Annotated in this window: 20 protein-coding genes and 2 tRNA genes; 19 read left to right on the top strand and 3 right to left on the bottom strand. The window is 71.5% G+C overall.

The genetic code is table 11. The features are described 5' to 3' along the window. Positions 1 to 5: 5 nt before the first annotated feature. Entirely contained in the window at positions 6 to 1163 is a 1158-nt protein-coding gene (locus tag AB0910_RS05705; RefSeq protein ID WP_366743235.1) for a PP2C family protein-serine/threonine phosphatase, read from the top strand. A gap of 27 nt (positions 1164 to 1190) precedes the next feature. On the opposite strand, the gene AB0910_RS05700 is transcribed toward AB0910_RS05705, so the two are convergent. Further along, positions 1191 to 2255: an acyltransferase family protein gene (locus tag AB0910_RS05700; protein ID WP_366743234.1), complete on the bottom strand. Its 1065-nt coding sequence runs from the start codon at positions 2253 to 2255 to the stop codon at positions 1191 to 1193. 662 nt (positions 2256 to 2917) lie between these two features. Between AB0910_RS05700 and AB0910_RS05695 the strand changes: the two genes are divergently transcribed. Next, positions 2918 to 3112: a hypothetical protein gene (locus tag AB0910_RS05695; RefSeq protein WP_225022957.1), complete on the top strand. Its 195-nt coding sequence runs from the start codon at positions 2918 to 2920 to the stop codon at positions 3110 to 3112. Positions 3113 to 3306: 194 nt separating this feature from the next. Here AB0910_RS05695 and AB0910_RS05690 read toward each other — a convergent pair. Continuing rightward, a tRNA-Gly gene (locus AB0910_RS05690) sits at positions 3307 to 3377 on the bottom strand. Between the two features lie 178 nt (positions 3378 to 3555). On the opposite strand from AB0910_RS05690, the gene AB0910_RS05685 reads away from it, so the two are divergent. The 5 genes from AB0910_RS05685 to clpX all read left to right on the top strand — a co-directional run bounded on the left by AB0910_RS05685 (position 3556) and on the right by clpX (position 8551). Next, positions 3556 to 3629 (top strand) — tRNA-Pro (locus AB0910_RS05685). Positions 3630 to 3826: 197 nt separating this feature from the next. Beyond that, entirely contained in the window at positions 3827 to 5254 is a 1428-nt protein-coding gene (gene tig, locus AB0910_RS05680) for a trigger factor (RefSeq protein ID WP_366743233.1), read from the top strand. Positions 5255 to 5721: 467 nt separating this feature from the next. Next, positions 5722 to 6327 (top strand): ATP-dependent Clp protease proteolytic subunit, encoded by a 606-nt coding sequence (locus AB0910_RS05675; RefSeq protein ID WP_366743273.1) that lies wholly within the window; start codon positions 5722 to 5724, stop codon positions 6325 to 6327. Positions 6328 to 6373: 46 nt separating this feature from the next. Next, positions 6374 to 7048 carry an ATP-dependent Clp protease proteolytic subunit gene (locus AB0910_RS05670; protein ID WP_366743232.1) on the top strand — a complete coding sequence of 225 codons (675 nt, stop codon included), beginning with the start codon at positions 6374 to 6376 and terminating at the stop codon, positions 7046 to 7048. A 210-nt stretch (positions 7049 to 7258) separates the two neighbouring features. Further along, positions 7259 to 8551, top strand: coding sequence for an ATP-dependent Clp protease ATP-binding subunit ClpX (gene clpX / locus AB0910_RS05665; protein ID WP_366743231.1), 1293 nt, complete (start codon positions 7259 to 7261; stop codon positions 8549 to 8551). Positions 8552 to 8677: 126 nt separating this feature from the next. Here the strand turns inward: clpX and AB0910_RS05660 are convergent, their stop codons facing one another. Beyond that, complete coding sequence (locus AB0910_RS05660) at positions 8678 to 9691, bottom strand: hypothetical protein (RefSeq protein WP_366743230.1); 1014 nt, start codon at positions 9689 to 9691, stop codon at positions 8678 to 8680. A gap of 141 nt (positions 9692 to 9832) precedes the next feature. Between AB0910_RS05660 and AB0910_RS05655 the strand changes: the two genes are divergently transcribed. The 12 genes from AB0910_RS05655 (at position 9833) to AB0910_RS05600 (ending at position 26877) form a co-directional block, all read left to right on the top strand. Further along, positions 9833 to 12454, top strand: coding sequence for a valine--tRNA ligase (locus AB0910_RS05655; RefSeq protein WP_366743229.1), 2622 nt, complete (start codon positions 9833 to 9835; stop codon positions 12452 to 12454). 117 nt (positions 12455 to 12571) lie between these two features. Beyond that, positions 12572 to 14095, top strand: coding sequence for a folylpolyglutamate synthase/dihydrofolate synthase family protein (locus AB0910_RS05650; RefSeq protein WP_366743228.1), 1524 nt, complete (start codon positions 12572 to 12574; stop codon positions 14093 to 14095). 9 nt (positions 14096 to 14104) lie between these two features. Further along, positions 14105 to 14479, top strand: a complete 375-nt coding sequence (locus AB0910_RS05645) for a DUF4233 domain-containing protein (RefSeq protein ID WP_366743227.1) — start codon at positions 14105 to 14107, stop codon at positions 14477 to 14479. 136 nt (positions 14480 to 14615) lie between these two features. Next, a complete protein-coding gene (gene ndk, locus AB0910_RS05640) occupies positions 14616 to 15032 on the top strand; it encodes a nucleoside-diphosphate kinase (protein ID WP_366743226.1) in 417 nt (138 codons plus the stop codon). Between the two features lie 274 nt (positions 15033 to 15306). Then, on the top strand, positions 15307 to 16326 hold the full coding sequence (locus tag AB0910_RS05635; protein WP_225013313.1) for a rod shape-determining protein: 1020 nt from the start codon (positions 15307 to 15309) through the stop codon (positions 16324 to 16326). Positions 16327 to 16471: 145 nt separating this feature from the next. Beyond that, positions 16472 to 17545: a rod shape-determining protein MreC gene (gene mreC, locus AB0910_RS05630; RefSeq protein WP_366743225.1), complete on the top strand. Its 1074-nt coding sequence runs from the start codon at positions 16472 to 16474 to the stop codon at positions 17543 to 17545. A 9-nt stretch (positions 17546 to 17554) separates the two neighbouring features. Further along, the gene (gene mreD, locus AB0910_RS05625; RefSeq protein ID WP_366743224.1) at positions 17555 to 18235 is read left to right on the top strand and encodes a rod shape-determining protein MreD; all 681 of its coding nucleotides are present in this window, start codon (positions 17555 to 17557) and stop codon (positions 18233 to 18235) included. Next, positions 18232 to 20475, top strand: a complete 2244-nt coding sequence (gene mrdA / locus AB0910_RS05620) for a penicillin-binding protein 2 (protein ID WP_366743223.1) — start codon at positions 18232 to 18234, stop codon at positions 20473 to 20475. Before mreD ends, mrdA begins: the two co-directional genes overlap by 4 nt. Before the next feature lie 3 nt (positions 20476 to 20478). Beyond that, positions 20479 to 21678 carry a rod shape-determining protein RodA gene (gene rodA, locus AB0910_RS05615; protein ID WP_366743222.1) on the top strand — a complete coding sequence of 400 codons (1200 nt, stop codon included), beginning with the start codon at positions 20479 to 20481 and terminating at the stop codon, positions 21676 to 21678. A 71-nt stretch (positions 21679 to 21749) separates the two neighbouring features. Further along, a complete protein-coding gene (locus tag AB0910_RS05610; RefSeq protein WP_366743221.1) occupies positions 21750 to 23285 on the top strand; it encodes a CYTH and CHAD domain-containing protein in 1536 nt (511 codons plus the stop codon). Between the two features lie 142 nt (positions 23286 to 23427). After that, positions 23428 to 25353, top strand: coding sequence for a TIGR03960 family B12-binding radical SAM protein (locus AB0910_RS05605; protein WP_366743220.1), 1926 nt, complete (start codon positions 23428 to 23430; stop codon positions 25351 to 25353). Positions 25354 to 26085: 732 nt separating this feature from the next. Next, a complete protein-coding gene (locus tag AB0910_RS05600) occupies positions 26086 to 26877 on the top strand; it encodes a TIGR03936 family radical SAM-associated protein (protein ID WP_366743219.1) in 792 nt (263 codons plus the stop codon). Positions 26878 to 26996: the final 119 nt, after the last annotated feature.

Below are 26996 nucleotides of genomic sequence, written 5' to 3'. Positions count from 1 at the left end.
CCACCATGGCCGGTGTTGCGGGAGCGGAATCGCAGGCGGCCCGGATGCGCAGGAGACTGCACCGGGTCCGCATGGCCCTGCGCCGATCAGGCGTCGACTACTTCCGCGGCGACGGCTCCGACTGGATCGCCATGGCGGGGCTGCTGCTGCTCGTCCCCGCGATCGCCGTCACCACCCTGGCGATCCCCCTGTGGTGCGCGCCGACCGCGCTGGCCGTGCCGATCGTCGCCGGCGGGCTGCTGCTGCGGCCCGCGAGCCTCCTCGGCCTGTACGCGGCGTCCGCCGCCGCCCTGATCATCGAGGCGATCGTGCTCGGCCCGTACAACGAGGGCCCGGGGCGCGTCACCCCTGGCGCGGTCCTCGTGGTCGCCGCCTGCGGCCTCTTCGGGCTGCTGCTCGCCCAGTTCAGGGCGCGCGTCGGAGTGCCGTGGCGGCGCGGCGGGACCATGCTGTTCGACCTGCGCGAGCGGATCCGCGTGCAGAGCGCGCTGCCCAGCCTGCCCAAGGGCTGGTACCGCGAGTGGTCCCTGCGCCCCGCAGGCGGCCAGTCCTTCTCCGGCGACTTCGTCGTCGCCGCCCGCACCAACGGCGGCAGGACCCTGGAGGTCGTCCTCACCGACGTGTCGGGCAAGGGCATGGACGCGGGCTCGCGGGCGCTGCTGCTCTCCGGCGCGTTCGGCGGCCTGCTCGGCTCCCTGCCGCCGCACGGCTTCCTGCCCGCGGCCAACGCCTACCTGCTGCGGCAGAACTGGGACGAGGGCTTCGCCACCTCCATCCACCTCGTGCTCGACCTCGACTCCGGCGACTACGAACTCCTCTCCGCAGGCCACCTTCCCGCCCTGCAACTGCACGCGGGCACCGGGCTGTGGGAGGAGAAGTCGGGCGAGGGCCCGCTCCTCGGGGTGTACGACGGCGCCCAGTTCGACCCGGTGAAGGGCGCGCTGCGCCCCGGCGACGTGCTGATGCTGTTCACCGACGGCCTGGTCGAGGCGCCCGGCCGCGACCTCGGGGAGGGCATCGACCGCCTCACCGGCGCGGCCGACCGCTATGTCAAGGCGGGGTTCGAGGGCGCGGCCTGGCATCTCATCGAGGCCGTCGCCAAGGACGTCAACGACGACCGGGCGCTCCTCCTGGTCACCCGCGACGCCGACGCCCCGGCCTGACGCCGGGCCCGCCTGCCGGACCCGCGGTCACTTCGCGCCGCGGAACGCCCACGCCATCTCGGGCTCCACGGCCCAGCGGAACGCCCGCCGCACCGGCGGCGTGCACAGCAGCGTCACCACGACGGCCGCCGTCACCGACACCACGGCCTCGCCCGCGGGCGCGCTCAGCCACGGGTGGTCGTCGAAGACCCCGGCGAACCCGGCGGTCTTGATCACGAAGCCGTGCAGCAGATAGCCGCAGATCGTGCCGGTGCCCAGCACGGTGAACCACATGGAGCGGCCGGGCACCCAGGCGAGGAAGCACGCCGTCAGCACCAGCGAGCAGCAGAACAGGCCCAGTTCCATCACCGGCCCGGTCCACCACGCGTGGTCGAGCTGCTGCGCGCTGGTGTTGTGGAACAGCCAGGCGGACGCGAAGCTCGGCGCGATCCAGTACGAGAAGGCCAGCGCGCACAGGAACACCGGCACCGAGAGCAGCCGCACCTCGCGCCGCCGCACCAGCTGGAAGTGCTCGGGCTTCAGGCAAAGACCCAGCACGAAGTACGGCAGGAACTGCAGCACCCGCTGGAGGTCGAGGTCGTTGCCGATCGACGGGCAGAAGGACGCGAGCGCGGCCACCACGAGGGCGACAGGCAGCGGGTGCCGGATCGCCTGCCACAGCGGCGTGGTCAGCCGCCAGACGAACAGCGCGATCAGGAACCAGGTGAGGAACCAGGGGTCCTGGAGGCTGATGCTCAGCTCGTGCGGCTTCTCGCCGACCCACTTCAGCAGCGAGTACGCCGTCTCGAAGACGACGTACGGCACGGCGACGCCGGTCACGAGCCGCTTCACCTGGTGCGGCTTGGCCGCGAAACTGCGGGAGAAGTAGCCGGAGATCACGATGAACGCCGGCATGTGGAAGGTGTAGACGACCATGTACAGCGCCTTGGTGGCGCGGCTGCCGTCCATGACCGGTTCCCAGGAGTGGGCCACCGCGACCAGGACGATCGCCAGGTACTTCGCGTTGTCGAAGAACGCCTCGCGCTTCTTCGGCGCCGCCGCCCGCCCGGCGTCCGAACCCGCCCCGGGGGAGCGGGGGATGGCGGACGTCACATGCCCTGCGGCCGTTTGCCGGGAAGACCCGCCGGTGTCGTCCTGCGGCGTGTCGGCCACCGCGGTCGATGCGTTCGCGACGGCCGGAGGGCCAGATTCCTGTTGCCCGTCGCGCGGCCGGGCGGTCTTCTCATATCCCTGTGACGCCTGAACCATTTGACGCACCCTAGACCCGCCCAATGGATTTCGTAAAACCACCCGGCCATCGGTCCGCTGGAACGTGAAACCGACAACAACCGTGCACTATGCCCCGATTAATCCACCTTCAAGCGGGCATTTCGCCTCGTCCTCCGGCTCCTTGTGGCGGTCCTCCGATGGACTCCGACTGCCCGGGAGCGGGCGCCGCACACCTGCTGTGCATTCCCTGTGCGGGTCCTGAAACGATCGCAGGAGATCGTTTTCCGTGTCCTTGGCATTTCGAGGATTCCTCAGAAATCCCCCGATCCCCAGTCCGCGAGGGGCCGTTCATCCGGCGTGCCGTGGCGGATCGTTGCAGTTGCGACGGTTTGCGGAGGTGGAGGGATGGCGCGTTCTCGCCGTCGATGATTCGTCACGCTGCAGCGCGCACCCAGAGGTTGATGGCACGATGGTGACCAGCGGGGTGCGAGACGGAGCGCGGTCCCGCGGCCGGCTAGGCGGACCGACCGAGGGTGTGATCAGTTATGGCCGTTTCAGTGTCCGTGGCGGTGGTGTTGGCGATCATCCTGGTGTTGATGATCCGCAGTAAGTCCATCAAGGGCGGACCCGCCATCGTGGCGATCCTCTTCGGCTTCTTCCTGGCCTCGACGGACATCGCGCCGTCGGTGAACAGGTTCATGAACTCCATAGGGGACACGATCAGCCAGATCCACTTCTGAGACCGGTCCCCGTGCCCGGCGCCGCCAGGCCGTCCTGGCCGGTGCCGGGCACCTGGCCCGCGACCCCGGCACCGGCCTGTGCCTGAGGCCCCGGCTCGTGACCCGGTGCGAAGGACGACGGCCCGGCAGGCGCGCTGTGCGCCTGCCGGGCCGTCGTCCGTGCTGCCGTGCGTGAGGTGCCGCCATGGCACCGGAGCGGGCGACGGGAATCGAACCCGCGTAGCTAGTTTGGAAGACTAGGGCTCTACCATTGAGCTACGCCCGCGCGAGCCCGGCCCGTCCCGCGAGGGACCGTCCGAGCGCGTACGCAGAGCATCGTAGCGGTTCCCGGGCGCCTCCCGCACGCCGGTGCCGCGCGCACCGCGCTCCCGGCGTCCGCCGCCCAGGCGGCGGACGAGGTCCGACGCAGCGCCCCCGGGCATGTACCCTACGTGTCGCACCGACGGGGTGTGGCGCAGCTTGGTAGCGCGTCCGCTTTGGGAGCGGAAGGTCGTCGGTTCGAATCCGGCCACCCCGACAAGTCGCCTTCTCGCGCGCACCCGGGATCGCATTGTGGGGCGCTTCCTGCTTGCGGTTACTATGCAAGCTGCGTGCCCGCGTGTCTGACGTGTCTCCGAGGACCCCAGGAGCCGGGCCGATCAGCGGGCCGCCGCAGATCTCGTCATCAGCGCGCGGCCGGCACATCCAGGAATCAGCCACCAAGGAGACCGAACCGTGAAGAGCGCCGTGGAGACCCTGAACCCGACCCGGGTTCGGCTCACTGTCGAGGTGCCCTTCGAGGAGCTCAAGGACAGCCTCGACGCGGCGTACAAGAAGATCAACGAGCAGGTCACGGTGAAGGGCTTCCGGAAGGGCAAGATCCCGGCCCGCGTCATCGACCAGCGTTTCGGCCGCGGTGCTGTGCTGGAGGAGGCCGTCAACGACGCCCTCCCGAAGTTCTACACCGAGGCAGTCAACGAGGGTGAGCTGAACGTCCTCGGCCAGCCCGAGGTCGACATCAAGGAGCTGAAGGACGGCGAGCTGCTCTCCTTCACCGCCGAGGTCGACATCCGCCCCGAGATCACGATCCCGGACTACTCCGGCATCGAGGTCACCGTGGACGCGGCCGAGGTGGGCGAGGAGGACATCGACAAGTCCGTCGAGCAGCTCCGCGACCGCTTCGCCTCCACCACCGCGGTCGAGCGCGCCGCCGCCGACGGCGACGTCGTGACGGTCGACCTCGAGGCGAAGATCGACGGGGAGGTCCTGGAGGACGGCGTCGCGAGCGGCATCGACTACGTGATCGGCTCCGGCGACCTCATCGAGGGCATCGACGACGCCGTCACCGGCCTCGAGGCCGGCGGCGAGGCCACCTTCGCCTCCGTGCTCAAGGGCGGCTCGGCCGAGGGCAAGGAGGCCGAGGTCACCGTCAAGGTCACCGAGGTCAAGACCCGCGAGCTGCCCGAGCTCGACGACGACTTCGCCCAGATGGCCAGCGAGTTCGACACCCTTGAGGAGCTGCGCGCCGACAGCCGCAAGCGCCTGGAGTCGATGAAGCGGTACGACCAGGCGACGCAGGCGCAGGAGCGCGTCCTGGACGAGCTGCTGAAGCTCGTCGAGGTGCCGATCCCGGAGAAGCTCCTCGCCGACGAGGTCGAGACCCGCAAGCACAACCTGGAGCACCACCAGCTCCCGCAGATGGGCATCGACATCGCGCAGTACCTCCAGATCCAGGGCAAGACCCAGGAGGAGTTCGACGCCGAGACCTCCGAGCAGGCGGTCAAGGGCATCAAGACCCAGTTCATCCTGGACGAGCTGGTCAACAAGGAGAAGCTGAACGTGAACCAGGAGGAGCTCACCGAGCACCTCATGCGCCGCGCGCAGTCCTCCGGCATGAGCCCCGACCAGTTCGCGCAGGCCGTCGTCGAGGGCGGCCAGGTGCCGATGCTCGTCGGCGAGGTCGCCCGCGGCAAGGCGCTCGCGGTGGTCGTCGAGGCGGCGAAGGTCGTCGACACCAACGGCGAGACGGTCGACCTGGACGACGAGGAGGAGGAGTCCGCCGAGTCCGGCGACGCCGCCGCCGAGGCCGTCACGGAGACCGCGGAGGCGGCCGAGGGCGCCGAGACCCCCGCCGAGGGCGAGGACGGCAAGCCGACCGCCTGATCGCGGACCGCGCACCGACGGCGGGCCCCGGACGCAGACCGCGCCCGGGGCCCGCCGCGCTCCCCGCCCCGGGCCGCCCGCTGGAGCGCCCGTACGCACGCCCCGGACCGCCCGCGCGCACGCCCCCGCGCCCGCGTCCGGCCGCGCGCCCCCGCGGCGCGGGCCGCCGCGCGCGCCGCCGCCCAGGTCCCGGCCGGTCAGCCGCCGAAGCGGCCCCCGGTCCCCGGCGCCGGCGCGGCACGCGGTACGGTCGGCGGCACCTTTCGCCGGGGTCCAACTACCTTGCGCTCCGAGCGAACAGCTGCGGAACCAGGATGGCGCCCGCCGACCTGGGGGTTAGGGTCCATGAGTACGAGAGCCGGAGAAGTCGTCCGGGCGCGGTACGGCCCGGCCTCCACATCTCGGGACGAAGACGCTGAGACGGCCGAGGCCGTCAGAGACGAGCAGGTGGACACGTGACGAATCTGATGCCTTCCGCCGCAGGAGACCCGTCCATCGGTGGGGGCCTCGGCGACCAGGTCTACAGTCGGCTGCTCGGCGAGCGGATCATCTTCCTCGGCCAGCAGGTCGACGATGACATCGCCAACAGGATCACCGCGCAGCTCCTCCTTCTCGCGGCCGAGCCCGAGAAGGACATCTACCTCTACATCAACAGCCCCGGTGGGTCCGTCACGGCCGGCATGGCCGTCTACGACACCATGCAGTACATCCCCAACGACGTGGTCACCATCGGGATGGGCCTCGCCGCCTCCATGGGCCAGTTCCTGCTGACCGGCGGCGCCGCGGGCAAGCGCTTCGCACTGCCGAACACCGACATCCTCATGCACCAGGGCTCCGCGGGCCTCGGCGGCACCGCTTCCGACATCAAGATCCAGGCGGAGCAGCTGCTCCGCACCAAGAAGCGCATGGCCGAGATCACCGCTCGTCACACCGGCCAGACCGAGGAGACGATCATCCGCGACGGCGACCGCGACCGCTGGTTCACCGCCGAGGAGGCCAAGGACTACGGCATCATCGACGAGATCATCTCCGCTGCCTCGGGCGTCCCGGGCGGCGGCGGCACCGGGGCCTGAGCGTCCGCGCCCGGTCCGTCCCCCGAAGGTCTCCCAGGTCACAGGAATGGTGAACACCGACATGAACGACTACTCCGCGAGCGGCCTCTACACGGGCCCGCAGGTGGACAACCGCTACGTCGTCCCGCGCTTCGTCGAGCGCACCTCCCAGGGCGTCCGCGAGTACGACCCGTACGCGAAGCTGTTCGAGGAGCGCGTGATCTTCCTCGGCGTGCAGATCGACGACGCCTCGGCCAACGACGTCATGGCGCAGCTGCTGTGCCTGGAGTCCATGGACCCCGACCGCGACGTCTCGATCTACATCAACAGCCCCGGCGGCTCGATGACGGCCCTGACGGCCATCTACGACACGATGCAGTTCGTGAAGCCGGACATCCAGACCGTCTGCATGGGCCAGGCCGCCTCCGCCGCCGCCGTGCTGCTCGCCGCCGGCACCCCGGGCAAGCGGCTCGCGCTGCCCAACGCGCGCGTCCTGATCCACCAGCCGTCCAGCCAGACCGGCCGGGAGCAGCTCTCCGACCTGGAGATCGCGGCCAACGAGATCCTGCGCATGCGCACGCAGCTGGAGGAGATGCTGGCGAAGCACTCCACCACCCCGATCGAGAAGATCAGGGACGACATCGAGCGCGACAAGATCCTCACCGCGGACGACGCGCTCGCGTACGGCCTGATCGACCAGATCGTTTCCACCCGCAAGACCACGGCCGCCGCAGCGGCCTGACCGGCGCGCGCCCTTGGCGCGGTCGCGTCGCGCACCCGCCCGGTACGACCGGGGCCGTTACGGCGGCCGTACGGATGTCGTACGGTCGTCCGGGGAGCACGGCGAACCGCGCCAAGAGGGGCCCGGACACCGGGCCGGGCAAGGTACCGTCGGATATGAGGCACAGGAGCCGCTGAACCAAGCTGCTCCCAGGCGAAGGGGAAGCACCTCGTGGCACGCATCGGTGATGGCGGCGACCTGCTCAAGTGCTCGTTCTGCGGCAAGAGCCAGAAGCAGGTGAAGAAGCTCATCGCAGGGCCCGGTGTGTACATCTGCGACGAGTGCATCGACCTCTGCAACGAGATCATCGAGGAGGAGCTCGCCGAGACCTCCGAGGTGCGGTGGGAGGAACTGCCGAAGCCGCGCGAGATCTACGAGTTCCTCGAGGGCTACGTCGTCGGACAGGAGCCCGCGAAGAAGGCCCTCTCGGTCGCCGTCTACAACCACTACAAGCGGGTGCAGGCGGGCGAGAACGGCGGTGGCTCGGGCCGTGAGGACGCGATCGAGCTCGGCAAGTCCAACATCCTGCTGCTCGGCCCCACCGGCTCGGGCAAGACGCACCTCGCGCAGACGCTCGCGCGCATGCTCAACGTGCCGTTCGCCATCGCCGACGCGACGGCGCTGACGGAGGCCGGGTACGTCGGCGAGGACGTCGAGAACATCCTCCTCAAGCTCATCCAGGCCGCCGACTACGACGTCAAGAAGGCCGAGACGGGCATCGTCTACATCGACGAGATCGACAAGGTCGCGCGCAAGAGCGAGAACCCGTCGATCACCCGGGACGTCTCGGGCGAGGGCGTGCAGCAGGCGCTGCTGAAGATTCTGGAGGGCACCACCGCCTCGGTGCCGCCGCAGGGTGGCAGGAAGCACCCGCACCAGGAGTTCATCCAGATCGACACGACGAACGTGCTGTTCATCGTGGGCGGTGCCTTCGCCGGTCTTGAGAAGATCATCGAGGCGCGCGCGGGCGCGAAGGGCATCGGCTTCGGCGCGACGATCCGCTCGAAGCGCGAGATCGAGGCGCGCGACATGTTCCAGGAGGTCATGCCGGAGGACCTGGTGAAGTTCGGGATGATCCCGGAGTTCATCGGCCGCCTCCCGGTCATCACCTCCGTGCACAACCTCGACCGCGAGGCGCTCAAGCGCATCCTGGTCGAGCCGCGCCACGCGCTGGTCAAGCAGTACCAGCGGCTGTTCGAACTCGACGGCGCCGAGTTGGAGTTCGAGGAGTCCGCGCTCGAAGCCATCGCGGACCAGGCGATCCTGCGCGGCACCGGCGCGCGCGGCCTGCGGGCCATCCTCGAAGAGGTCCTGATGTCGGTGATGTACGAGGTCCCGTCCCGCAAGGACGTGGCCCGCGTGGTCATCACCGAGGAGGTCGTCCACTCGCATGTGAACCCGACCCTGGTGCCCCGCGAGCCCAGGATCGTGAAGAACGACGGGCGGCACGAGAAGTCCGCCTGACGCACGGCACCGCACGCACGAGGCGCCCGGCAGGTCGAGCGATCGACCTGCCGGGCGCCTCTGTGCCGCTGTGCGGTGCTCTGTGCTGCCCCGGCCTGCTGTGCCTCCCGGCGTACGGGCCGCGGGTCAGGACGCGACGCGGACGTCGTCGCGGAGTTTCGTGGTGGTCGCGGCGACGTCGGCGATCGTGGTGGGCTTGCCCGCGAGCACGGACGCCACATCGGTCGAGGTGGCGAAGCCCAGCGTGCTGTGGTCGGCCCAGACGCAGATCGGCAGGGTGATCTCCTTGGGGCCCGCGGTGCCCGAGGTGTCGCCCTGCACCTTGAGGTTCTGGCACTTCATGACCGCGCCCTTGAGCCCCGCGGGGGTGACCGCCTGCGGGCTGCCGACCAGCTCGCCCTTGCCCTCCTTGTCGGACGAGGACTCCTTCTTCAGGCCGGCGAAGAACGTGTCGAGCGTCTTCTCGGGGTCGTCGATCGTGCCGTAGACACCGCCGAAGTCGAGCACCACCTCGGTGAGCGGGTTGCTCTTGTCGCCCTTGGTGTACTCGGCGGAGACGTCCTTGGGATCCTCGACACCGGCCTTCCTGGCGTCCTCCAGGTCGCCGGAGGCCGAACTCCCGCCGCTGCCGGGCTTCTTGGCGAACTGCCCGTCGAGAACCCGGGCCGGTGCGATCAGCTTGTGCGGCCCGTCGTCGGCGATGTCGGACCCGCTGCCGCCCGAGGTCAGGAAGTACACGCCGCCCGCGATCACGGCGCACGCCACCACCACGGCGGTGACGACGAGCGCCGTCCGCTTCTTCTTCTGCGGCCCGCCCGGCTGTCCGGCGCCCCAGGGGCCGGACCCGTAGGGCGGCTGTCCCGGCCCGCCGTAGGGGTTCTGCCCGTACGGCGGCTGCCCCGGCTGTCCGTAAGGTCCCGGCTGCGCGTACGGGTTGGGGGCGCCGGCCGGGCCGCCCTGCTGCGGCGGCTGCCCGTAGGGGCCGGGCTGCTGCGGATAGCCGTACCCCGGCTGCTGCTGCGGCGGGACGCCGGGCTGCGGCGGCTGCCCGTAGGGGCCCGGCTGCTGCGGATAGCCGTACCCGGGCTGCTGCGGCTGCTGCTGCGGCCCCCCGTAAGGCCCGAGCTGGTTGTCACTCATTGCGGTCCGTTCCCCTCCCATTAGGGATGTAGCTGCCCCACATCCTGACGGATGGGGGCACGGCACGGGGCCCCCGGGGCCACACCGTTACGCCGGGCAATCCGTTTCGGGGCGGCCCGGGGACACCTCTAAACTGGTCGCGTGACCGAGAACTCAGCGCAGCAGCCACCAGCTCCCCGTGAATTGCCGACCCAGTACGCGCCGGCGGAGGTAGAGGGGAAGCTGTACGAGCGCTGGGTGGAGGCGGGCTACTTCGAGGCGGACGCCGCGAGCGACAAGCCGCCGTACACGATCGTCATCCCGCCGCCCAACGTCACCGGCTCGCTCCACCTCGGGCACGCCTTCCAGCACACGCTGATGGACGCGCTCACCCGCCGCAAGCGCATGCAGGGCTACGAGGCCCTCTGGCTGCCCGGCATGGACCACGCGGGCATCGCCACGCAGAACAAGGTCGAGCAGCAGCTCGCCGAGGAGGGCACCTCCCGCCAGGACATCGGACGCGAGGAGTTCGTCCGGCGCACCTGGCAGTGGAAGGAGGAGTACGGCGGCCGCATCCTCGGCCAGATGCGCCGCCTCGGCGACGGCGTCGACTGGACGCGCGAGCGCTTCACCATGGACGAGGGCCTCTCCAAGGCCGTCGGCACGATCTTCAAGCGGCTCTACGACGACGGCCTGATCTACCGCGCCGAGCGCATCATCAACTGGTGCCCGCGCTGCCTGACCGCGATCTCCGACATCGAGGTCGAGTACCAGGACGACGCGGGCGAGCTGGTCTCGCTGACGTACGGCGAGGGCGACGAGACCGTCGTCGTCGCCACCACCCGGGTCGAGACGATGCTCGGCGACACGGCCGTCGCGGTCCACCCCGACGACGCCAGGTACGCACACCTCGTCGGCCGGCGGATCAAGCTGCCGCTCACCGACCGCACGATCCCGGTCGTCGCCGACGCCCACGTCGACCCCGAGTTCGGCACGGGCGCGGTCAAGGTGACCCCGGCGCACGACCCCAACGACTTCGCGATCGGCCGCCGCCACGACCTCGAGTCGCTCACGATCATGGACGAGCGCGGTGTGATCACCGTCCCCGGGCCCTTCGAGGGGCTCGACCGGTTCGAGGCGCGCTCCGCGATCGTCGAGGCGCTGCGCGAGCAGGGCAGGGTCGTCGCGGAGAAGCGGCCCTACGTCCACAGCGTCGGCCACTGCTCGCGCTGCGGGACCACCGTCGAGCCGCGGCTCTCCCTCCAGTGGTGGGTCAAGGTCGAACCGCTGGCGAAGGCGGCGGGCGACGCGGTCCGCGACGGACGGGTCAAGATCCACCCCGAGGACATGTCGAAGCGGTACTTCGACTGGGTCGACAACATGCACGACTGGACGATCTCGCGCCAGCTGTGGTGGGGCCACCGCATCCCCGTCTGGTACGGCCCGAACGGCGAGACGGTGTGCGTCGGACCGGACGACGAGGCCCCCACGGGCGAGGGCTGGACCCAGGACACCGACGTCCTCGACACATGGTTCTCCTCGGCGCTGTGGCCCTTCTCCACCCTGGGCTGGCCCGGGCGCACCCCGTCGCTGGAGAAGTTCTATCCGACGGACGTCCTGCTCACGGGCCACGACATCATCTTCTTCTGGGTCGCGAGGATGATGATGTTCGGCCTGTACGCGATGGAGGGCACCGCCCCCTTCCACACCATCGCGCTCACCGGCCTCGTCCGCGACGAGCACGGCAAGAAGATGTCGAAGTCCTTCGGCAACGTGGTCGACCCGCTGGTCTGGATGGACACCTACGGCGCCGACGCGGTGCGCTTCACCCTGGCGCGCGGCGCCAACCCGGGCGCCGACGTGCCCATCGGCGAGGACTGGGTCCAGGCGTCCCGCAACTTCGCCAACAAGGTGTGGAACGCGACCCGCTTCGCCCTGATGAACGGCGCCACCGTCGAGGGCGAGCTGCCGCCCCCCGAGCGGCTCTCCGCCACCGACCGGTGGATCCTGTCCCGGCTCGGCCGCACGGTCGCGGCCGTCGACGCGTACTACGACGACTACCAGTTCGCGAAGCTCAGCGACGCCCTCTACCACTTCGCGTGGGACGAGGTCTTCGACTGGTACGTCGAGCTCTCGAAGACGACGTTCGCGGCGGGCGGCGAGGGGGCCGCGGTCTCCCGCCGGGTCCTCGGCGAGGTCCTCGACGTCACGCTGCGGCTGCTGCACCCGGTGATCCCGTTCGTCACGGACACGCTGTGGACGACGCTCACCGGGCGCGAGTCCGTCGTCGTCGCGCAGTGGCCCGCCGACGGCGGCTTCCGCGACGAGGCGGCCGAGCGGGAGATCGAGCACCTCCAGGAGGTCATCACCGAGGTGCGCCGCTTCCGCGCCGACCAGGGGCTCCAGCCGGGCCAGCGGGTGCCCGCGCGCCTCGGCCTCTCCGGCACCCCGCTCGCCGCGCACGAGCCCGCGATCCGCGCGCTGCTGCGGCTCCAGCCCGAGGGAGACGGCTTCCAGGCGACGGCGACGCTGCCCGTCGCGGGCGCCACGGTCGCGCTCGACCTGTCGGGCACCATCGACGTGGCGGCCGAGCGCAAGCGCCTCACGAAGGACCTCGGCGCGGCCGAGAAGGAGAAGGCGCAGGCGGAGGCGAAGCTCGCCAACGAGGCGTTCCTCGCGAAGGCCCCCGACCAGGTGGTCGACAAGATCAGGGGCCGTCTCGCGAAGGCCGAGGCGGACATCGCCCGCATCACCGCGCAGCTGGCGGCGCTGCCCCGGGCGTGACGCCGGGGCGCAGGCACGTGCGGTGAAGGGGGCCGGGAGGGGGCCCGGCCCCCTTCGCGCGCTGCGGCCCCCCGCCCGCGGCCCTGGGGGCCCGGGCGGCTCCGTAGACTGGGACGCGTGAGTGACACCCCCGAGCACGACGCGCACGAAGGCCCCGACGACCACGAGGACGACTTCGAGGCCATCGTCGCGAACGAGACCACCCGCGACCCCGACCTCGCCGTGATCGAGGCGGGCAGCCGCACGCTGCGTGCCCAGGCAGGGCCCCCCGAGGGGGACGTCCCGGGGCGTCCCCAGGACCCGGAGGTCGACGCGGCGCTGCGGGCCGTCGAGGCGGAGCTCGCGGACCGCTGGGGGGAGACCAGGCTCGACCCGTCTACGGTGCGCATCCGCGCCCTGCTCGACCTGCTCGGGGACCCGCAGCGCGGCTACCCGTCGATCCACATCACCGGCACCAACGGCAAGACCTCCACGGCCCGCATGATCGAGGCGCTGCTCGGCGCCTTCGAGTTGCGCACCGGCCGCTACACCAGCCCGCACGTGCAGTCCGTCACCGAGCGCATCAGCCTGGACGGCGCGCCCGTCTCCGCCGAGCGGTTCGTGGAGACGTTCCGGGACGTCAAGCCGTACGTCGACCTGGTCGACGCCGACCAGGAGCACCGGCTCTCCTACTTCGAGGTGCTCACCGGCATGGCGTACGCGGCCTTCGCCGACGCCCCGGTCGACGCGGCCGTGGTCGAGGTCGGCATGGGCGGCACCTGGGACGCCACCAACGTGATCGACGCGGGCGTCGCCGTGATCACCCCCATCTCCCTCGACCACACCGACCGCCTCGGCAACACGCCGGGCGAGATCGCGGGGGAGAAGTCGGGGATCATCAAGGAAGGCGCGACCGTGGTGCTCGCCCAGCAGCCCGTGGACGCCGCGCAGGTCGTGCTGAAGAAGGCCGCGGAGCGCGGTGCCACCGTGGCACGGGAGGGCCTGGAGTTCGGCGTGCTCTCCCGCGAGGTCGCCGTCGGCGGGCAGCTGATGACACTGCGCGGCCTCGGCGGCGAGTACGGCGAGGTGTTCCTGCCGCTGCACGGCGCCCACCAGGCGCACAACGCCGCGGTCGCGCTCGCCGCTGTCGAGGCGTTCTTCGGGGTGGGCTCGGCGCGGCCGGAGCCGCTGGACGCGGACACCGTGCGCAAGGCGTTCGCCGCGGTCTCGTCGCCGGGGCGCATGGAGGTCGTGCGGCGCTCGCCCACCGTGGTGCTCGACGCGGCGCACAACCCGGCGGGCGCGCGCGTCGCCGCCGACGCGGTCAGCGAGGCGTTCGACTTCAGCCGGCTGATCGGCGTCGTCAGCACCAGCGCCAACAAGGACGTGCGGGGGCTGCTCGAAGCGCTCGAACCGATCTGCGCCGAGCTGGTCGTCACGCAGAACTCCAACTATCGCGCGATGGACGCGGACGAGCTCGCCGCCGTCGCCGTCGAGGTCTTCGGCGACGACCGGGTCCAGGTGGAGCCGCGGCTTGACGACGCGCTGGAGGCGGCGATCACGCTCGCCGAGGAAGAGGGCGAGTTCGCGGGCGCCGGGGTGCTCGTGACGGGGTCCGTCATGACGGTCGGCGAGGCCCGGCTGCTGCTCAGGAGGGGCTGACACACGGCCATGCGTACGCTCTGCTCATCGACGCTGCTCGCCGAGTTCTTCGTGATCGGCTTCGCCGGTCTGGTCGCCATGAAGTCGGCCTCGCTGTCCACGGCGGCCGTCTGGACGGTCTGCGGCATCGCGATGTTCCTCTCGCTCGCGCTGTGCGGTGTGATCACCCGCCCGGGCGGGGTGCAGCTCGGCTGGGTCCTCCAGGCCGCGCTGCTGCTCAGCGGCTTCGCGGTGCCGATGATGTTCATCCTGGGCGCGGCGTTCGCCGCCCTGTGGTGGGCGTCCGTGCACTACGGCCGCATCGTCGACGCGCACAAGGCCCGCTGGGCCGCGCTCGCCGAGCGGCCGGAGGGCGCCACGGGCGAAACCGTGCCGGGGGAGTAGGCGTCCACGGGTACGGGGCGCGGGCCCGGTCCCGCCGCACGTCACCCGCACGGCCGAGTGCGGACGGCGCGAGCGGCACCGGTAGCCTCACACCACCGTTTCGCTCACCGTCACCGTCACCCAAGGAGCCGCACCCATGACGACCCAGCGCACCCTTGTCCTCCTCAAGCCCGACGCCGTGCGCCGCCGCCTCGTGGGCGAGATCATCGGACGGATCGAGCGCAAGGACGGCTGGAGCATCGCCGCCATGGACCTGCGCGGCCTCGACCGGGAGACCCTGGAGCAGCACTACGGGGAGCACCAGGGCAAGCCGTTCTACGAGCCGCTGGTCGCGTTCATGGAGTCAGGCCCCGTCGTCGCGCTCGTCGTCGAGGGCGAGCGGGTCATCGAGGGGGTGCGCGGCCTCGCGGGCCCGACCGACCCGATCGCCGCGCCGCCCGGCTCCATCCGGGGGGACTTCGGCACCATTGTCCGGGAAAACCTGATCCACGCGTCGGACTCCGCGGAGTCCGCCATTCGGGAACTGAAGATTTTCTTTCCCGGACTTTCCTGACCGGGTGTCAGCCGAATAGCCTGTGGCCTGGGGCGACCGGAGGAATTCGGTCGCCCGAGGGATTGCTCCGTGCCCGTGCGGGAACGCATCGCGGAGACACTTCGTCACCCATACTGAGGTGGGCCACCGCGCCGATCAGGGGTTGACGGCACTACGATGAGCCCAAGCCGGGCAAGCCTGGGGCTTCGCGCGCGCTCCACCACCCACCTCGCCGTCCTGAAAAGCCATCAACGCTTCGATTGGGAAGGCCAGACGCATCCTCATGGGGAACAACATGTCGTTCATCGGCCGTGACATGGCTGTCGACCTCGGGACCGCCAACACGCTGGTGTACGTCAGAGGCCGGGGGATCGTCCTCAACGAACCGTCCGTCGTCGCCATCAACACCAACACCGGCGGCATTCTCGCGGTAGGCGCTGAGGCGAAGAAGATGATCGGGCGCACGCCCGGCAACATCGTGGCGGTACGGCCCTTGAAGGACGGTGTGATCGCCGACTTCGAGATCACCGAGCGCATGCTCAGGTACTTCATCCTGAAGATCCACAAGCGGCGCTACCTCGCCCGGCCCCGTGTCGTCATCTGCGTGCCCTCCGGCATCACCGGGGTCGAGCGCCGCGCCGTCATCGAGGCGTCGACGCAGGCGGGCGCCCGCCAGGTGCACATCATCGAGGAGCCCATGGCAGCGGCCATCGGCTCGGGCCTCCCCGTCCACGAGGCCACCGGCAACATGGTGGTCGACATCGGCGGCGGCACCACCGAGGTCGCGGTGATCTCGCTCGGCGGCATCGTCACGGCCCAGTCCATCAGGGTCGCGGGCGACGAGCTGGACAACGCGATCATCCAGCACATCAAGAAGGAGTACTCGCTCCTGCTGGGCGAGCGGACCGCCGAGAGCATCAAGATCACCATCGGTTCCGCCTACGACCTGGAGAAGGACGAGCACACCGAGATCCGCGGCCGCGACCTGGTCTCCGGGCTGCCGAAGACCGTGGTCATCTCCGCCGCCGAGGTGCGCAAGGCCATCGAGGAGCCCGTCAACGCCATCGTCGACGCGGTCAAGACGACGCTCGACAAGTGCCCGCCCGAGCTCTCGGGCGACGTGATGGACCGCGGGATCGTCCTCACCGGCGGCGGCGCGCTGCTGCGCGGCCTCGACGAGCGGCTGCGCCGCGAGACGGGCATGCCGATCCACATCGCGGAGAACCCGCTGGACTCCGTGGCGCTCGGCTCGGGCAAGTGCGTCGAGGAGTTCGAGGCGCTCCAGCAGGTGCTGGACGCCCAGCCGCGCCGCTGACCGGCCGCCGGCGGCGTCCCCCGAAGCGGACGGCCGGGTGTCCGGCATCCGACGGAAACCCGCCGCGCGGCCGCTGCCGTTCCGCACGGCGGCTCGTTGACACACAGGCAGAGACATTCCTACGAGGAAGGCACGGCCGCCGCACGTGAGGGACACAAAGGAGAGCCGGCTGCTCCTGGTGCTGTTGATCGTCGTCGCGTTCGCCCTGATCACCGTGGACATCCGCGGGGGAGAGAACTCCCCCGTCGACGGCGCGCGACACGCGGCGGCCGCCGCGCTCGGGCCCGTGGAGAACGGCGTGGCGGGCGCGGTGAACCCGGTGGGCAACGCCATAAGCGCGGTACGGGACTCGGACACCCGGCACAACCGCATCACCGTACTCGAACAGCAGAACGCGCAGCTCAAGCGCGAGCTCGGCAGCGACGACCAGAACCGCGCCAAGGCCAAGGAGCTGGACAAGATCCTGCGGGTCGCCGGCGCGGGGCAGTACGGGGTGAAGGGGGCCCAGGTCGTCGGGATAGGAGCGGCGCAGGGCTTCTCCTGGACGGTCACCCTCGACATCGGCTCCCGCGACGGCATCAAGCGGGACATGACCGTGCTCAACGGCGACGGGCTCGTCGGCCGGGTCACCACCGTCGGACCCACCACCTCCACGGTGCTCCTGGCCAACGACCCCGACTTCACCGTCGGCACCCGTCTTGAGCGCACCGGGGAGCTGGGCTTCGCCACCGGCCAGGGCGACCGGCCGATCTCCGTGCAGCTGCTGAACGCCAAGGCGAAGGTCAAGGCGGGCGACCGGATGGTCACCTTCGGGTCGAGCAAGGACAAGCCGTTCGTGCCCGGCGTGCCCGTCGGCACCGTCGAGCGGGTCGACCCCTCGGCGGGCGGCCTGACGCGGACGGTGTACGTGAAGCCGTTCGTCGGCTTCACCAAGCTCGACGTGGTCGGCGTCGTTGTCCAGGCGCCGCACCAGGACCCGCGCGACACGGTCCTGCCGCCGAAGCCGCAGGCGAAGCCCACCCCGACCGTCACCGTCACGGTCAGCCCGTCGGCCGACGCCGGTCAGGGCCAGGGCGAAGACCAGGGCACCGGCCAGGACGACGCGGCGGGCGAGGGCCAGGGGACCGGGCAGGACACCGGGCAGGACGCGGGCGACGGCGGGGACGCCGTGCCCGATCCGAACGCGAACGCCGGCACCGCCGACGACAATCAGGAATAGAGCCGCTCCATGCGCATCAACCGGATTCTGCTCTCGGCCGCGCTGGTCGTGGTCGCCCTGGTCCTCCAGGTCTCCGTCCTCGCGAGACTCCACCTGCCCGGCGCCGTGCCCGACCTCATGCTGCTGGTCGTCCTCGCGCTCGCCTTCGTGTACGGGCACGTCGGCGGCGCCCTCGTCGGCTTCGGCGCCGGCCTGCTGACGGACCTCGCGCCGCCCGCCGACCACGCGGCCGGGCGGTACGCGCTGGTGCTCTGCGTGATCGGCTATGTGGCGGGGCTCGTACGCCCGGAGAACGGCCAGGTCCGCTCGGCGCTGGTGCCGATGTTCGCGGTCGTCTGCGCCGCCCTCGGTTCCACCCTGCTCTACGCGGGCGTCGGCGCGCTCGTCGGGGACACGGCCGCCCGCCATGTGGGGCTCGGGGGGCTGCTGTTCACGGCCGTCGTGTACGACCTGCTGCTCGCGCCGTTCACCGTGCCCTGGATCATGGCGCTCGCGAGAAAGGCCGACAACGATCCGCTGGCCGAGTCGCAGAAGTCCGGCGGCGGTGGCGCGGGCGCCGACGTCGCGGCCGGCTGGACCGGTTACGGCACGGGGCTGCGGATCGGCGGTCAACGCGGCGGGCTGCGCGTGCGGGCCGCCCGCAACAGGGCGGCGAAGGCGGGACGTATCAAGGGGGTCAAGCGGCTGTGAGCAACATTCCCGAGACCGGCAGGACGCCCCGGGTGAAGATCCGGGTGATCGTCATCCAGGTCCTCGTCTTCTCCCTGCTGCTCACGCTCGGCGGCAGGCTCTGGTACCTCCAGATCCGCAACGGCCAGCAGTACACGCAGGAAGCCGACAACAACCACGTCCAGCAGGTCGTGCAGCCCGCGGTGCGCGGCTCCATCGTCGACGACCGTGGCGTGCCCCTCGCCGACAACGAGACCCGGCTCGTGGTCTCCGCGAGCCGCACCGAGCTGCTGAAGCAGCCCGACGACGGCAAGGCCGTCCTCACCCGCCTCGCCGGCGTCCTCGGCATCAAGCCGCAGGACGCCGTCGACAAGGTCAGGCTGTGCGACGCGAAGACGCCCAAGCCGTGCTGGAACGGCTCCCCGTACCAGCCCATCCCGATCACCGACAAGGCCACCACCCAGCAGGCGCTCCAGATCATGGAGCGCCGCGAGGACTTCCCCGGCATCACCGCCGAGCCCACCGCGGTCCGCAGCTACCCCGGCCCCGTCGGCGTCAACGCCGCCCAGGTCCTCGGCTACCTCGGCCCGGTGACGGACAAGGAGGTCGCCGCCTCCGAGAAGACCGACAACCCGCTGCTGCGCTCCGACAGCGTCGGCCGCGCCGGTCTGGAGAGCCAGTACGACCAGCAGCTGCGCGGCAAGTCGGGCGTCACGCGCTACGAGGTCGACAACCTCGGCCGCGTCATCGGCAAGGCGGGCGCCACCCCCGCGCAGGCCGGCAGCAACCTGGTCACCAGCATCGACTCCCGCGTCCAGGCGGTCACCGAGAAGGAGCTCGCCGAGGCGGAGAAGAACCTCCGCAAGCAGTACGACTCCGTCACCGGCGAGAACTACAAGGCCGACTCGGGCGCGGCCGTCGTGATGGACGTGCACACCGGCCGGGTCATCGCGATGGCGAGCAACCCCACGTACGACCCGAACGTGTGGACCGGCGGTATCTCGTCGGCGCAGTACACGAACCTCACCAACAAGAAGTCGAACTACCCGCTGCTCAACCGCGCCACCCAGGGCGAGTCGGCGCCGGGCTCGACCTTCAAGGTGATCTCCACGAGCGCCGCGGTCAACGCCGGGTACAACCCGGACGGCGGCTACCCCTGCACCTCGTCGATGACCGTGGGCGGCCGCGTCTTCAAGAACTTCGAGGGCGAGAACTTCGGCGCCATCAGCCTCGCGAAGGCGCTCGAGGTCTCCTGTGACACCGTCTTCTACAACGTCGCCTACGACCAGTGGAAGAAGGACGGCGGGATCAACGCGAAGCACCCGAAGGACTGGTTCTTCAAGACGGCCCACCAGTTCGGCCTCGGCAAGAAGACCGGCATCGACCTGCCCAACGAGGTCTCGGGGCGGGTCCCCGACCGCCAGTGGAAGCAGGCCTACTGGGACGCCAACAAGGCCGCGTGGTGCAAGGACGGCAAGAAGGGCGGCTCGTACGTCCAGCAGATCGAGTTCGAGAACTGCAAGGACGGCTACCAGATCCGCCCGGGTGACTCGCTGAACTACGCGATCGGGCAGGGCGACACGCTGCTCACGCCGGTCCAGGAAGCCGTCATGTACTCGGCGATCGCCAACGGCGGAACGATGTACCAGCCCAGCATCGGCAAGGCCGTCGTCAGCGCCGACGGCAAGAAGGTCACCCCCATCGCGCCGAAGGTCTCCGGGCACCTGCCCGACAGCAAGAAGACCATCTCGTACATCAACAAGGCGCTCCAGGGCGTGGTCACGAGCGGCACCGCGGCCTGGCAGTTCGGCGGCTGGCCGCAGAACAAGATCACTCTGCACGCCAAGACCGGTACGGCCGAGGTCGCGGGCAAGCAGACCACCGCCTGGCTCGCCACGTACACCAAGGACTACGCGGTCATCATGACGATCTCGCAGGGCGGCACCGGCTCGGGCGGCGCGGGGCCCGCCGTCCGCAAGATCTACGAGGCCATGTACGGCATCGGCGCCGACGGCTCCATCGACCCGAAGGCGGGCATCCTGCCGAAGCCGGTCTCCGCGCTGCCGAAGATCCAGTCCGACGGGTCGATCGACGCGCCGGAGCTCAAGCCGTACAAGGCGCCGAAGAAGAAGGAGCCGGTGGACCCGAGCGCACCGGCGGACCCGAACGCCTCAGAGCAGCCGGCGGAGCCCGCCGACACCGGCGGCGGCACCCAGCAGGTGGCCGCGGGACCGCTCGCGACCCTGACCCGGAGGGACTGAGCGATGGCCGGTACCAGTGGCTTCTCCGTCTCCGGCTACGGCCCGCGCCGTACCGGCTGGGCGCGGCTCGCGGCCCGCGACTCGGCCCTGCGCAAGCTCGACTGGCCGCTGCTGCTCTCCGCGGTCGCCCTCTCCCTCATCGGCTCGATGCTGGTGTACTCGGCGACCCGCAACCGCACCGCGCTCAACGGCGGCGACCCGTACTACTTCCTCGTCCGCCACCTGATGAACACCGGCATCGGGCTCGCCCTGATGGCCGGCGTCATGTGGCTCGGCCACCGCACCCTGCGGGGCGCGGTGCCGGTCCTCTACGGCATCTCGATCCTGCTGATGCTCGCGGTCCTCACGCCGCTCGGCTCCACCATCAACGGCGCCCACTCGTGGATCGTCATCGGCGGCGGATTCTCCGTGCAGCCCTCGGAGTTCGCGAAGATCACCATCCTGCTCGGAATGGCGATGATCCTCGCCTCCCGGGTCGACGCGGGCGACACCGAGCACCCCGACCACCGCACCGTCGCCAAGGCCCTCGCCCTGGCGCTGGTGCCGATGGCCGTCGTCATGCTCATGCCCGACCTGGGCTCCGTCATGGTGATGGCGGTGATCGTGCTCGGCTGCCTGCTGGCGTCCGGCGCGCCGAAGCGGTGGATCCTCGGGCTGATCGGCGCGGGCGTCGTCGGCGCCGTCGCCGTGACCGCGCTCGGCATCCTCGACCAGTACCAGATCAACCGGTTCGCCGCGTTCGCCAACCCGGACCTCGACCCGGCGGGCGTCGGCTACAACACCAACCAGGCGCGCATCGCGATCGGTTCTGGCGGCCTGCTCGGCAAGGGCCTCTTCCACGGCTCGCAGACCACAGGGCAGTTCGTGCCCGAGCAGCAGACCGACTTCGTCTTCACCGTCGCGGGCGAGGAACTCGGCTTCCTCGGCGCCGGGTTCATACTGCTGCTGCTCGGCGTCGTCCTGTGGCGCGCCTGCCGCATCGCCCGCGAGTCGAGCGAGCTGTACGGCACGGTCGTCGCCGCGGGCATCATCGCCTGGTTCGCCTTCCAGGCGTTCGAGAACGTCGGGATGACGCTCGGCATCATGCCGGTGGCCGGCCTGCCGCTGCCGTTCGTCTCCTACGGCGGCAGCTCCATGTTCGCCGTGTGGATGGCGGTCGGGCTGTTGCAGTCGATCAAGGTGCAGCGGCCGATAGGAGTCTGACCCGCGCCCGCACCACCGCGCGAAGGGCCGTCCCTGGCTTGGGGGCGGCCCTTTCCGGTTACCCGGAAGGTATGACGGACACCCTGCGCGAGGTCGAACGGAAGTATGTGCTCCCCGACTCCCCGGGCGGCGCGGCCGGCGGCCCGCCCGCCGCCCTGCCCGACCTGACCGGCGTCCCCGGCGTCGCCGAGGCGCGCGCCGGGGGCACGGTCACCCTCGACGCCGTCTACCACGACACGGCCGACCTGCGGCTCGCCGCGGACCAGGTCACCCTGCGGCGCCGCGAGGGCGGCCACGACGCGGGCTGGCACCTGAAGTTCCCCGTCGCCCCCGGCGTACGGGACGAGCTGCACGCGCCGCTCTCCGCCGAGCTGCCGGACGAGCTGGCCGCGCTGGTGCGCTCGCGCACCAGGGGCGCGGGCCTCGCGCCCGTCGTACGGCTCGTCACCTCCCGCACGGTGACCCGGCTGCTCGGCAAGGGCGGTAGGCCGCTCGTGGATCTGGCCGTCGACGACGTGCGCGCGGAACGCCTCGGCGACCGGCTCACCGTCACCTCGTGGACCGAGGCGGAGGCCGAACTCGCCCCCGGCGCGGACCCGGACGTCCTGCGCCGCGTCGACAAGCGGCTGCGCAGGGCCGGCCTCGTGGGGGCGCCCTCCCCGTCGAAGCTGGCCCGCGCGCTCGCCGAGACCGGGCCGCCCGCGCCCCCGCGCGAGGACAGTCCACCGCCCCGCACCGCGGGCGACCACCTCCTCGCCCACCTGCGCGAGCAGGTCGAGGCGATCCGGGCGCTCGACCCCGCCGTCCGCCGCGGCCTGCCCGACTCCGTGCACCGACTGCGCGTCGCGGCCCGCCGCCTGCGCTCCGTGCTGCGCACGTACGGCTCGTTGCTCGACCGGGACGCCACCCGGCCCGTCGAGGCGGAGCTGCGCCACCTCGGCGCCGCGCTCGCCGCCGACCGCGACACCGAGGTGCTCACCGGGCATCTGCGCGAACGGATCGCGGCCCTGCCCGCGCCCCTGCTGCTCGGCCCGGTCGAGGCGCGGCTGCGGCTGTGGAGCGCGGCGCGCGGCGCGCACGCCCGCGACCTCAGCCTCGCCACCCTGGACGGCGACCGCCACCTCGCCCTCCTCGAAGCGCTGGCCGCGCTGCTCGCCGACCTGCCGCTGCGCGGGGCCGCTGCCAAGAAGCCGCGCAAGCCGCTGGCGAAGGCGCTGGCCAAGGAGTACCGCAGGCTCGCCGGGCGCGTCGACCATGCGCTCGCCCTCCCGCCGGGCGACGAGCGCGACCTGGCGCTGCACGCGGCGCGCAAGGCGGCCAAGCGGGTCAGGTACGCGGCGCAGGCGGCGGCGCCGGGTATCGGGAGGCCGGCGGCGCGGTTCGCGCAGCGCGTCAAGAAGGTGCAGCGCCTCCTCGGCGAGCACCAGGACGCCGTCGTCGCCCGCGCCGCCCTGCGCGAACTCGCCGTCCAGGCCCACGCGGCGGGGGAGCCGTCCTTCACCTGGGGGCTGCTCTACGCGGGCGAGGACGCGCGGGCCCGCGCCTGCGAGCGCGAGCTGCCGCGGGTGTGGCGCACGGTGGCGAAGCGCGGGGCGCCCGCCGGCTGAGCCCGGCAGGCCCCCGGGGCGGCCTGCCGGGTCCGCCGCGCGCGGTACGCTGGTTAATCGCCCCGGCGCGGCCCCTGCCGCCGTGCGGGCGAGCCGCCCGCTCGGCGGGCGTACCACCCAGCCGGCCCACGAAAGATCCGCGATGCCTGCCGATTCGGTCTTCCCGCAGCTCGAAGCTCTGCTCCCGCATGTACAGAAGCCGATCCAGTACGTCGGCGGCGAGCTGAACTCCACGGTCAAGCCGTGGGAGGAGTGCGACGTGCGCTGGGCGCTGATGTACCCCGACGCGTACGAGGTCGGCCTGCCCAACCAGGGCGTCATGATCCTCTACGAGGTGCTCAACGAGCGCGAGGGCGTCCTCGCCGAGCGCACGTACAGCGTCTGGCCCGACCTGGAGGAGCTGATGCGCAAGCACGGCGTCCCCCAGTTCACGGTCGACAGCCACCGCCCGGTCTCCGCCTTCGACGTGTTCGGGCTGAGCTTCTCCACCGAGCTCGGCTACACCAACATGCTCGCCGCGCTCGACCTCGCCGGCATCCCGCTGAACGCGGCCGACCGCACGGAGGACCACCCGATCGTGCTGGCCGGCGGGCACGCCGCGTTCAACCCCGAGCCGATCGCCGACTTCATCGACGCCGCCGTCATCGGCGACGGCGAGCAGGCCGTCCTCACCATCACCGACATCATCCGCGGCTGGAAGGCCGAGGGCCGCCCCGGCGGCCGCGCCGAGGTCCTCTTCAGGCTCGCGCGCACCGGCGGCGTCTACGTGCCGGGCTTCTACGACGTGGAGTACCTCCAGGACGGCCGCATCGCGCGCACCGTGCCGAACAGGTCGGGCGTGCCGTGGCGCGTCTCCAAGCACACCGTCATGGACCTCGACGAGTGGCCCTACCCGAAGCAGCCGCTCGTGCCGCTCGCCGAGACCGTGCACGAGCGGATGTCGGTGGAGATCTTCCGCGGCTGCACCCGCGGCTGCCGCTTCTGCCAGGCCGGCATGATCACCCGGCCGGTGCGCGAGCGCTCCATCACCGGCATCGGCGACATGGTCGACAAGGGCCTCAAGGCGACCGGCTTCGAGGAGGTCGGCCTGCTGTCGCTGTCGTCCGCCGACCACACGGAGATCGGCGACATCGCCAAGGGCCTCGCCGACCGGTACGAGGAGGACAAGATCGGCCTCTCGCTGCCGTCCACCCGGGTCGACGCGTTCAACATCGACCTGGCCAACGAGCTGACGCGCAACGGCCGCCGCTCCGGCCTCACCTTCGCGCCCGAGGGCGGCAGCGAGCGCATCCGCAAGGTCATCAACAAGATGGTCTCGGAGGAGGACCTGATCCGCACGGTCGCCACCGCGTACGGCAACGGCTGGCGCCAGGTGAAGCTGTACTTCATGTGCGGCCTGCCGACCGAGACGGACGACGACGTCCTGCAGATCGCCGACATGGCGATGAACGTCATCCAGAAGGGCCGCGAGGTCTCGGGATCCAACGACATCCGCTGCACGGTGTCGATCGGCGGCTTCGTGCCCAAGCCGCACACCCCCTTCCAGTGGGCGCCGCAGCTGTCGGCCGAGGACACCGACGCCCGTCTTGAGAAGCTGCGGGACCGCATCCGCGGCGACAAGAAGTACGGTCGCTCCATCGGCTTCCGCTACCACGACGGCAAGCCCGGCATCGTCGAGGGCCTGCTCTCGCGCGGCGACCGCCGCGTCGGCGCGGTGATCCGCGCCGTCTACGAGGACGGTGGCCGTTTCGACGGCTGGCGCGAGCACTTCTCGTACGACCGCTGGATGGACGCGGCCGCGCGCACCCTGCCCGCCTACGGGGTCGACGTGGCCTGGTACACCACCCGCGAGCGCTCCTACGAGGAGGTCCTGCCCTGGGACCACCTGGACTCCGGCCTCGACAAGGACTGGCTCTGGGAGGACTGGCAGGACTCCCTCGACGAGACCGAGGTCGACGACTGCCGCTGGACCCCGTGCTTCGACTGCGGCGTGTGCCCGCAGATGGACACCGAGATCCAGATCGGCCCCACGGGCAAGAAGCTGCTGCCGCTCACGGTCGTCAAGTAGGGCCGCGCCGAAGGGCCGCCCGGTCGCTCGCGTGTGCGGGGGCCGGGCGTCCGTGCGCCACGCGCGGCACTGCGGCCACGGCGCGCCACCGCGTCGCGTGAAGGGCCGGGCCGCGGCGTGTGCGGGGCGCCGCCGTGGGCCTACGGTCGGTGCGCGGGCCTGGGCCCGGCCGGGGAGCGTCGGCGTCCCCTGGCGCGCCCCGCCGCCGGGGCAGGCCCGCGCTCAGGCCCGGCCGCCCCCCACCCCCGGGCGGCCGGGGCGGGGCGGCGGCCCCTCGGTGTGTTTCCCTGCGCCAACTCCGCTTCGTGCGCGGTGTGTTGAGGAGTGGATGCCGGAGGGTGGTGTCGGTGTGACCGGCGTGCGACGGTGTGTTCCGCGAGGCCCGCGGTGTGCGCGGCGCGAGGGGTGCGCCGGAGGCGGGTGAGGCGGGCGTACGGCCGGGCGCGGGAGGCCGGGGAACCGAACGGGGGCCGTGCGCGTACTCTGGGTAGTACAACGACTGTCCCCGGCGCGGCGCCCGCACCCGAAGTCGTCCTGAGCGATCAGGACCGACGCCGGGAGACGGAGCCCACCGCACGCCCGGGGTCCCGCGTTCGGACCGGGCCGGACCATCAGGGCCGGCGCGATCCGAGGGGGAGGGCCCCGAGGGCCGCGCCTGACCGCGCGGCCCCGCACCGAGGAGAGAAACCACTGGGCAAGCGACAGCCCGAAGGCCCGCCGCCCGCACCCGCGGTGCAGCGCATCCGACTGCGCTACACCAAGCGCGGCCGCCTCCGGTTCACCAGCCACCGCGACTTCCAGCGCGCTTTCGAGCGGGCGCTGCGCCGCGCCGAGGTACCCATGGCGTACTCGGCGGGGTTCACACCGCACCCGAAGGTGTCGTACGCCAATGCCGCACCCACCGGCACGGGCAGCGAGGCCGAGTTCCTGGAGATCGCGCTGACACAGCCGCGCGACCCGCGCGCGCTGCGTGACCTGCTCGACGCGTCGCTGCCCGCGGGCCTCGACGTCGTCGACGCGGTGGAGGCCAGGGTCCCCGGGCTCGCCGAGCGGCTGACCGCCTCCGTGTGGGAGCTGCGCCTCGACGGCGTCGCGGACGCCACCGCCCAGGGCGCGGTCGACGCGTTCCTCGCCGCGGAGAGCGTCGAGGTCGAGCGCCGCACCAAGAACGGCATGCGGGCGTTCGACGCCCGCGCCGCCGTCGTCGACCTGCGGGTCGTCGCGGAGCCCCGCCAGGGCGGCGGCTCCGCGGGTACGTCCCCCTGTGCGATACTGCGGCTGGTTGTTCGGCACGCGACACCCGCCGTACGACCCGACGACGTCCTGTCCGGTCTCCGAGCTGTGGCCGACCTGGCGCCGCCGGTCCCCGCAGCGGTGACCAGGCTGGCGCAGGGGCCCCTCGACGAGGAGTCCGGCACGGTGACCGACCCGCTCGCGCCCGACCGCGAGGCGGAGCCCGCGGGCCGCACCACGGCCCCGGGGACCGCCGCCGCGACGGCGGGAGGGGACCCGGTCCCCGCGTAGGACCGTCGTCGCGCGCCGCCCTCGAATCCGGGAGCCACCTGGATCGGGCAGCGCACAGACCAGAAGACTTTCGCCAGGCCGTACCCGCGGGACAAGCGGGTAGGGAACCGGCGAGCCAG

Source organism: Streptomyces sp. NPDC047002 (assembly GCF_040704505.1).
Classification (GTDB): Bacteria; Actinomycetota; Actinomycetes; order Streptomycetales; family Streptomycetaceae; genus Streptomyces.
Note: the sequence above shows the minus strand (reverse complement) of the source record. Positions and strands in the feature narration are given on the sequence as shown.

Excerpts from the sequence above, each read along its gene's own strand:
- AB0910_RS05705 (WP_366743235.1), top strand. The coding sequence starts at position 6 with ATGGCCGGTGTTGCGGGAGCGGAATCGCAGGCGGCCCGGATGCGCAGG.
- AB0910_RS05660 (WP_366743230.1), bottom strand. The coding sequence starts at position 9,691 with ATGAGTGACAACCAGCTCGGGCCTTACGGGGGGCCGCAGCAGCAGCCG.
- ndk (WP_366743226.1), top strand. The coding sequence starts at position 14,616 with ATGACGACCCAGCGCACCCTTGTCCTCCTCAAGCCCGACGCCGTGCGC.
- mreD (WP_366743224.1), top strand. The coding sequence starts at position 17,555 with ATGCGCATCAACCGGATTCTGCTCTCGGCCGCGCTGGTCGTGGTCGCC.
- AB0910_RS05675 (WP_366743273.1), top strand. The coding sequence starts at position 5,722 with ATGCCTTCCGCCGCAGGAGACCCGTCCATCGGTGGGGGCCTCGGCGAC.
- AB0910_RS05645 (WP_366743227.1), top strand. The coding sequence starts at position 14,105 with ATGCGTACGCTCTGCTCATCGACGCTGCTCGCCGAGTTCTTCGTGATC.
- AB0910_RS05695 (WP_225022957.1), top strand. The coding sequence starts at position 2,918 with ATGGCCGTTTCAGTGTCCGTGGCGGTGGTGTTGGCGATCATCCTGGTG.
- rodA (WP_366743222.1), top strand. The coding sequence starts at position 20,479 with ATGGCCGGTACCAGTGGCTTCTCCGTCTCCGGCTACGGCCCGCGCCGT.
- AB0910_RS05670 (WP_366743232.1), top strand. The coding sequence starts at position 6,374 with ATGGTGAACACCGACATGAACGACTACTCCGCGAGCGGCCTCTACACG.
- AB0910_RS05610 (WP_366743221.1), top strand. The coding sequence starts at position 21,750 with ATGACGGACACCCTGCGCGAGGTCGAACGGAAGTATGTGCTCCCCGAC.
- AB0910_RS05635 (WP_225013313.1), top strand. The coding sequence starts at position 15,307 with ATGTCGTTCATCGGCCGTGACATGGCTGTCGACCTCGGGACCGCCAAC.
- AB0910_RS05605 (WP_366743220.1), top strand. The coding sequence starts at position 23,428 with ATGCCTGCCGATTCGGTCTTCCCGCAGCTCGAAGCTCTGCTCCCGCAT.